This window comes from Caproiciproducens sp., assembly GCF_053840905.1.
Genome location: NZ_JBNLXQ010000004.1, coordinates 271,105 through 278,283, shown reverse-complemented (window position 1 = coordinate 278,283; position 7,179 = coordinate 271,105). Strand labels below are relative to the sequence as shown.

The following is a 7,179-nucleotide window of genomic DNA, read 5'->3' as shown; positions in this document are numbered from 1 at the left end:
TCTGTGGAGCTTCTTTGGTTGATAAGTTCTCAGCATGAAAAAACCTCCTTTCGGGGTACAAACCTTGCAATATAGCATTATATATTAAATACGCGCAGCCTGTCAACCTAAATTTTGTCCCACGTACCGAAAAATATTGGAATTTACCGGCATACAGGCCGACCGGCGAATTGGTCGAGCTATATAAATCAATATACCACACTTCCCCGTAAAAGAAAAGTAAAAGCGCGTCATTTAAAAAAATTTTATACTCTATGTGTTTTACACGCGCGCAATACAATATACTGTATTTTCTCCGACAATTGAAATTTGAAATAAATTGTATTTTGTGGTAATATAATTTATGTTATGCCTACGAGTATAAATAATTGTTAGAATGAGGTTTAGAGAATGGAATCCTTCACCGAGGTCTGGAATCTGGTCTGCGATTATTGCAAAAGCAAGATCACCGATATTGCCTATTCCACATGGATCAAGCGCATAGAACCGGTCAATCTTGACTTTGCGCAGGGAGTTGCGGTCATTAAAGTCCCGAACGAACTTCACCGGCAGACGATCAAACATTATTATATGGATATGCTCGATGAAGCATTCACACAGATTTTCGGTCAAAAAATCCAGATTCGCGTCTGTACCCCGGAAGAAACGGGGGTCGAAAAACAGAACGACGAAACGCCCGCCATCAACGACGATTACGAATTCACCTTCGACACCTACATCGTCGGTTCTTCCAATAAATTTGCGCACGCCGCCTCCATGGCGGTGGCAAGCAAGCCCGCAACCCTTTATAATCCCCTGTTCATCTACGGAAATTCAGGATTGGGGAAAACCCATCTTCTATACGCGATCTGCAACGAGATCAGCCGGACCCATCCCGAAATGAACATTATTTACATAAAAGGCGACGAATTTACCAACGAGCTGATCGAAGCGATCCGCCGCGGCACCACCGCGGAATTTCACAGCCGTTACCGGAAAGCGGACGTGTTCCTGGTGGACGATATTCAGTTTATCGCCGGAAAAGATTCCACCCAGGAGGAATTTTTCCATACCTTCAACACGTTATATGAGGCAAAAAAACAGATCGTACTGACCTCCGACCGGCCGCCGAAGGATATCGCCACCCTGGAGGAGCGCCTGCTCACCCGTTTTGAGTGGGGTCTGACCGCCGACATCCAGCCGCCGGATTTTGAAACGCGCATCGCCATTATTAAAAGGAAAGCGGAGCTTCTGGAAATCGACCTTCCCGACAACGTCGCGGAATACATCGCCAACCGGCTGAAGAACAACATCCGGCAGCTGGAGGGCGCGGTGAAAAAAATGAAAGCCTACTACCTGCTCGCTGGGGAGGACCCCAGCATCACCACGGCGCAGGCGGCGATCAGCGATATCATCAACAACGACCAGCCCACCCCTTTTACCGTGGAAAAGATTATCGACGAGGTTGCGCGCACGTTCGGTACGACCGGCGAGGACATCCGTTCCGCCAAGCGTTCCGCAAACATTTCGAGCGCGCGGCAGATGGCGATTTACGTGGTGAGGGAAATCACCCAGCTGCCGATGACCTCCATCGGCGAGGAATTCGGCGGACGCGACCATTCCACCGTCGTATACGCCATCCAGCAGGTAGAAAAGGGAATCAAGCGCGACCCGAAAACCAAAGCGACCGTCGAAGATATCATTAAAAATATCCGCGACCGCTGAAAAGTGGAAAAAAAGCTGACATTTCAACAATTTCTGTTGATCCGCGCTTGAAACGGGTTTTCAGACGTCCCGGATCATTGAACTTGTTTTCAACATTCCCCACAGAGTTTTCAACATACGGTTAAATACTTTGATTTTATACGAAAAGTTAACAAAACCTCAACATGAAAATCACATGCGGAAAACGGCGAAAACCAAAGCCGCGCCTGTATTTCCAAAAGCTTTCCACTTTTCCGCGCCGCCTACTACTCTTACTAAATTAAATCTATACTATCTATTATAAAAGGAAGCAGAAGGTGAGTTTATGAAAATAACCTGCCAGCGGCAGCAGCTGAACGAAGCAGTGTTGAATGTTCAGCGCGCCGTGTCCACAAAATCCTCCGTCCCCGCTCTGGAAGGAATCCTGCTCAAAACAGGAGAAAATGAAATCACGCTGTGCGGCTACGACCTTGAACTGGGAATGACCACAAAAATAGAAGCCCGGGTGGAAGAACCGGGAAGCATCGTCCTGAGCGCCCGGCTGTTCGGCGACATTGTCCGGCGTCTGCCGGCGGACGCCGTGTACCTTGCCACCGACGAGAAAAAAATCACTTCCATCAAGAGCGGGCCGGCCGATTTCTCCATCGTGGGGATCCCCGCGGAGGAATACCCGGAGCTTCCGGTCATCACCGGGGAAACCTCGATCCGGATCGCCAACTGTATCCTGAAAAGCATGATCCGGCAGACGCTTTTCGCCGTCGCGGAAAGCGACGCGAAGCCGATCCACACCGGTACCCTGTTTGAACTGAGCAAAAATAAGATCCGCCTGATCTCCGTGGACGGCTACCGTCTGGCTTTAAGGGAAGAAACCGCCGCCTGCGGCGAGGAAACCAGTTTTGTCGTCCCGGGCAAAACGCTCGGCGAAGTGCTCAAGCTTCTGAGCGACGACGACACCGAGCTGGAAGTCCAGATCGGCCGGCGCCATATTTTATTCCAGATCGGAAACTACTGCGTGATTTCCCGTCTTCTCGAAGGGGAATTCCTCGACTATAAGGCCGCTATCCCCGGCGCCAGCTCAACGGAGGTCGTCGTTTCCACCCGTTCGTTCATCGACAGCGTGGAGCGCGTTTCCCTTCTGATCACCGACAGGCTGAAAAGCCCGGTGCGCTGCGTATTTGAGGACGGAGAGATCAAGGTCTCCTGCTCGACCTCCATCGGGCACGCCAACGACCAGCTTTCCGCGAAAATCGACGGCGCGGGCGTGGAAATGGGCTTCAACAACCGCTATCTTCTCGACGCCCTGCGCAACACCGAGGGCGACGAAGTGAAAATACAGCTCAACGGCGCTTTGAGCCCGATGAAAATCCTTCCGCGCGAAGGGGATTCCTTCCTCTTTCTGGTGCTGCCGGTCCGTTTGAAGAGCGAGGTTTCGGAATGAAGACGGAAAAAATCGTCATCGATACCGAATTTATCCGGCTGGACGCCCTTTTGAAGCTGGGCGGCGCGGTGGACACCGGCGGCCGGGCAAAATTTATCGTGCAGTCCGGCGAAGTGAAGGTCAACGGGGAAATCTGCACCATGCGCGGTAAAAAAATGAGAAGCGGCGACAGGGCCGAATACAACGATGTGACATATGAGGTGTGTAACGGGTGATTATCCAGCACCTGGAGGCTGAAAATTACAGAAATATCCGGCGCTGCGTGATAATTCCGCAGAATGGGATCAATATAATATATGGGAAAAACGCACAGGGAAAGACCAATCTGCTGGAAGCGGTCTGGCTTTTTACGGGCGGCCGTTCCTTTCGGGGAACGAAGGACGCCGACCTGGTTCTGCAGGGAGAAGCCGGCGCAAGGCTCGGTTTGGAATTTTTCAGCGGCGAGCGAGGGCAGACGGCGGAAATCACGATTGAAAACGGGCGCAGGAACGCCGTTTTAAATGGGATTCCCCAAAAAAACGCTTCCGGGCTGGTCGGAAAGTTCTTTTCCGTGATTTTTTCCCCGGAGCATATCGCGCTTGTGCGCGAAGGCCCCTCCCGGCGCCGAGATTTTATGGACGCCGCCCTCTGCCAGATCAAACCCGGGTACGCCGCGCTTCTTTCGCGGTACCACCACACGCTGATCCAGCGCAACACCCTTTTGAAAGATATCCCCCGCCATGCCGAGCTGATGGATACGCTCGAAATCTGGGACGAAAAGCTTGCTTCCTACGGCGAGGCGATCGTCCTCGGCAGGACGGACTATATCCGTAAAATCAGGGAACCGGTCAAAGAGATTTACGCCGGCATTTCCCAACATACCGAAATCATTGATTTAACCTATCAGAAAAGCGCCGAAAACCTGAAAAAGGCACTGAAAGCGGCCCGCCGGGAGGATGTGGCGCTGGGCCATACCAGCGTCGGCCCGCACCGCGACGATATGGATATCGCCATAGACCTCCGTCCCGCGCGGACGTTCGGCTCACAGGGCCAGAAACGCTCCGCCGTCCTTGCTTTAAAGCTTGCGGAGGCCGAGATGCTTTACCGCCAGACCGGAGAAAGACCCGTTGTCCTGCTCGACGACGTGATGAGCGAGCTGGACTCCGGCAGGCAGGATTATTTACTCAATCATTTGGATCGCTGCCAGGTTTTTATAACCTGCTGTGAACCCGGCGCAATTCAGCGGCTCCGGGAGGGCGCCCTGTTTGAAATGGACGGCGGCACCCTGATAAAAAAATGAGAAAGGTTTTATTTTATGTATCTTCATCTCGGGCAGGACACGGTGATTAAAGTCAGTGATATTGTGGGCATATTCGATATGGAAACCTCTACCATCTCCAAATCGACCAGAAACTATCTTTCCGCGGCCCAAAAAAAGGGCCGGGTCGTCAACGTTTCCATGGAAATGCCGAAATCCTTTGTGCTTTGCTGTGATAAAAGCCGCCGGATTACCGTTTATATCACACAGATCTCCTCTTCCACCCTTCTGAAAAGGACAGGGTTTATCGACGAGATATCAAATGTTTAAGGTGAAAAAATGAAAAAATTCAGAAAAGCACGATGTCCCCACTGCGGAAATAAGCTGACGCTGCTGCGCACCTGGGCGATCAAAACACAGGGCGAGTACAAATGCCCCAAGTGCGGCGGCTACTCCAATATTGAGCTCGACCCCGCCGTTCACTTCTTCGCCATCGGCGCGATCGTACTCAGCGGGCTGATTTACCTTGTCTGGATGATTTCCGTAAAAATGCTCAGTCTTGCTTCCATTTTTTTCATTCTGCTGCCGTATTTTTTATTTTATTCGTTCTGTTTTTTCCTGGTCAGGCTCAGAAAGCCGGCAGTACGCAGGAAACAACCCCCCGCCGGCCGGCCGCAGCAGCCGTCCCCCCAGCGGCAGACACAGAAAATTTACGATAGAAGAGACAGAAGATTCTGAACAGAACGTTTCGGCTTAACGAGAGTATACGATATGTATTATAATTGGAGGGTTAAACTTGGAGTTTAGCGAAGTTACGCAAATAAAACAAAAATACGACGAAAATCAGATACAGGTACTGGAAGGTCTGGCCGCGGTCAGAAAGCGCCCCGGCATGTATATCGGTTCCACCGGGCCGCGCGGACTGCATCACCTCGTCTATGAAATCGTGGACAACGCGATCGACGAAGCGCTCGCGGGCTTCTGCGACAGAATCGAAGTCAAGATCCTGCCCGGGAACATCATCAGCGTACTGGACAACGGACGCGGAATCCCGGTCGGCATCCAGCATCAGATGGGAATCCCGGCGGTCACGGTTGTTTTCACCGAGCTGCACGCGGGCGGAAAGTTCGGCGGCGGCGGCTACAAGGTGGCCGGCGGCCTGCATGGCGTCGGCGCGTCGGTCGTCAACGCGCTGTCCGAATGGCTGGAGGTCGAGGTTTACAACGAGGGCAGGATTTACTACCAGCGCTTTGAGCGCGGAAAAGCCGTCACCCAGCTGGAAATGCGCGGTGAAACGGATAAAACCGGGACGCTCGTCACCTTTAAGCCGGACGCGGAAATCTTCAGGGAAACCACTTCCTACGATTACGAAACCCTGCAGACAAGGCTGCGCGAACAGGCGTTTCTGAACGCCGGCATCCATATCGCGCTGTTCGACCTGCGCGACGAAAGCAATCCCGTAAACGACAACTACTGCTACCACGGCGGCATCAGCAGCTTTGTGGAATTCATCAATAAAAAGAAGGCCGTCGAGCTCATTCACCCCGATATTATGCACTTTAGCTCCGTCTCCCCCGATAATTCGGCAACGGCGGAAGTCGCCATGCAGTATAATGATTCCTATAACGAGCTGATGCTGTCCTTTGCCAACAATATCCATACCACTGACGGCGGCACGCACGAGGACGGGTTCAAACGCGCCCTGACCCGTGTGATGAACGATTACGCCAGAAAATACAACATTCTCAAAGAAAGCGATAAAAACCTTTCGGGCGACGACGTGCGCGAGGGCCTGACCGTCATTATCAGCGTGAAGATGAAGGACGCCCAGTTTGAGGGCCAGACAAAGGCCCGCCTGGGAAATACCGAAATCGGCACGCTGGTCAGCAACCTCATCACCGATAAAATGGCCGCCTATCTCGAAGAAAATCCGGCGACGGCAAGGGCGATTTTCGACAAGGCGCTGGCCGCTTCCCGCGCGCGCGACGCCGCGAGGAAGGCCCGCGACCTGGTCCGCCGCAAATCCGCGCTGGAAAACGCCGCGCTTCCGGGCAAGCTTGCCGACTGCCAGAGCCGCAATCCCGACGAGACGGAAATCTATATCGTCGAGGGAGATTCCGCCGGCGGTTCCGCAAAAGGCGGACGCGACCGCAAGTATCAGGCGATCCTGCCGCTCTGGGGAAAAATGCTCAATGTGGAAAAGGCAAGGCTCGACAAGGTGTACGGCAATGAAAAGCTGATGCCCGTCGTCACCGCGCTCGGCTGCGGGATCGGTGAAGAATTCGACCTGAATAAGCTTCGCTACGGAAAAATCATCATCATGGCCGATGCCGATGTCGACGGTTCGCACATCCGCACCCTGCTTCTGACCTTCTTCTTCCGGTTTATGAAGCCGCTTGTGGAGGAAGGCCATATTTACCTTGCGCAGCCGCCGCTGTTCCGGCTGAGCAAGGGAAAAAATCATTACTATGCGTTCAGCGACGAGGAACGCGACCGGAAAATGGAGGAGCTCGGCAGCAATTACGAGATCCAGCGCTACAAAGGCCTTGGTGAAATGGACGCCGAGCAGCTTTGGGAAACGACCATGAATCCGGAGACCCGCACCATGCTGCGGGTGGAGGTGGAAGACGCCGCCGCCGCGGACGAAGCCTTTACCATCCTGATGGGCGATAAGGTCGAGCCGCGCCGCGCCTTTATTGAAAGCAACGCGAAGTACGCAAAGAACCTCGATGTCTGACGGGCTTTTCGTACTTTGCGCGGGCATCCTTCGTATAAACGGGCGGAATTCAGCCTGAATTTATGCAGAATGTATTTTTTAGTA

At 52.9% G+C, this 7,179-nt stretch carries 7 protein-coding genes; all 7 read left to right on the top strand.

Features of this window, described 5'->3' with window-relative positions; all coding sequences use genetic code 11:
• Positions 1–390: 390 nt before the first annotated feature.
• The 7 genes from dnaA to gyrB all read left to right on the top strand — a co-directional run bounded on the left by dnaA (position 391) and on the right by gyrB (position 7,095).
• Positions 391–1,704: a chromosomal replication initiator protein DnaA gene (gene dnaA, locus ACQGQ5_RS06060; protein WP_455735657.1), complete on the top strand. Its 1,314-nt coding sequence runs from the start codon at positions 391–393 to the stop codon at positions 1,702–1,704.
• 304 nt (positions 1,705–2,008) lie between these two features.
• Positions 2,009–3,121, top strand: a complete 1,113-nt coding sequence (gene dnaN / locus ACQGQ5_RS06055) for a DNA polymerase III subunit beta (RefSeq protein ID WP_455735656.1) — start codon at positions 2,009–2,011, stop codon at positions 3,119–3,121.
• Positions 3,118–3,336, top strand: coding sequence for an RNA-binding S4 domain-containing protein (locus ACQGQ5_RS06050; RefSeq protein WP_455735655.1), 219 nt, complete (start codon positions 3,118–3,120; stop codon positions 3,334–3,336). Before dnaN ends, ACQGQ5_RS06050 begins: the two co-directional genes overlap by 4 nt.
• Entirely contained in the window at positions 3,333–4,400 is a 1,068-nt protein-coding gene (recF, locus tag ACQGQ5_RS06045; protein ID WP_455735654.1) for a DNA replication/repair protein RecF, read from the top strand. Before ACQGQ5_RS06050 ends, recF begins: the two co-directional genes overlap by 4 nt.
• 15 nt (positions 4,401–4,415) lie before the next feature.
• Complete coding sequence (gene remB / locus ACQGQ5_RS06040) at positions 4,416–4,688, top strand: extracellular matrix regulator RemB (protein WP_444658963.1); 273 nt, start codon at positions 4,416–4,418, stop codon at positions 4,686–4,688.
• 9 nt (positions 4,689–4,697) lie between these two features.
• On the top strand, positions 4,698–5,096 hold the full coding sequence (locus tag ACQGQ5_RS06035) for a hypothetical protein (RefSeq protein WP_455735653.1): 399 nt from the start codon (positions 4,698–4,700) through the stop codon (positions 5,094–5,096).
• Positions 5,097–5,154: 58 nt separating this feature from the next.
• Positions 5,155–7,095, top strand: coding sequence for a DNA topoisomerase (ATP-hydrolyzing) subunit B (gene gyrB / locus ACQGQ5_RS06030; protein ID WP_455735652.1), 1,941 nt, complete (start codon positions 5,155–5,157; stop codon positions 7,093–7,095).
• Positions 7,096–7,179: the final 84 nt, after the last annotated feature.

Bases quoted from the DNA above. Each gene is read 5' to 3' on its own strand.
- remB (WP_444658963.1), top strand. From the start codon at position 4,416: ATGTATCTTCATCTCGGGCAGGACACGGTGATTAAAGTCAGTGATATT.
- ACQGQ5_RS06050 (WP_455735655.1), top strand. From the start codon at position 3,118: ATGAAGACGGAAAAAATCGTCATCGATACCGAATTTATCCGGCTGGAC.
- dnaN (WP_455735656.1), top strand. From the start codon at position 2,009: ATGAAAATAACCTGCCAGCGGCAGCAGCTGAACGAAGCAGTGTTGAAT.
- ACQGQ5_RS06035 (WP_455735653.1), top strand. From the start codon at position 4,698: ATGAAAAAATTCAGAAAAGCACGATGTCCCCACTGCGGAAATAAGCTG.
- dnaA (WP_455735657.1), top strand. From the start codon at position 391: ATGGAATCCTTCACCGAGGTCTGGAATCTGGTCTGCGATTATTGCAAA.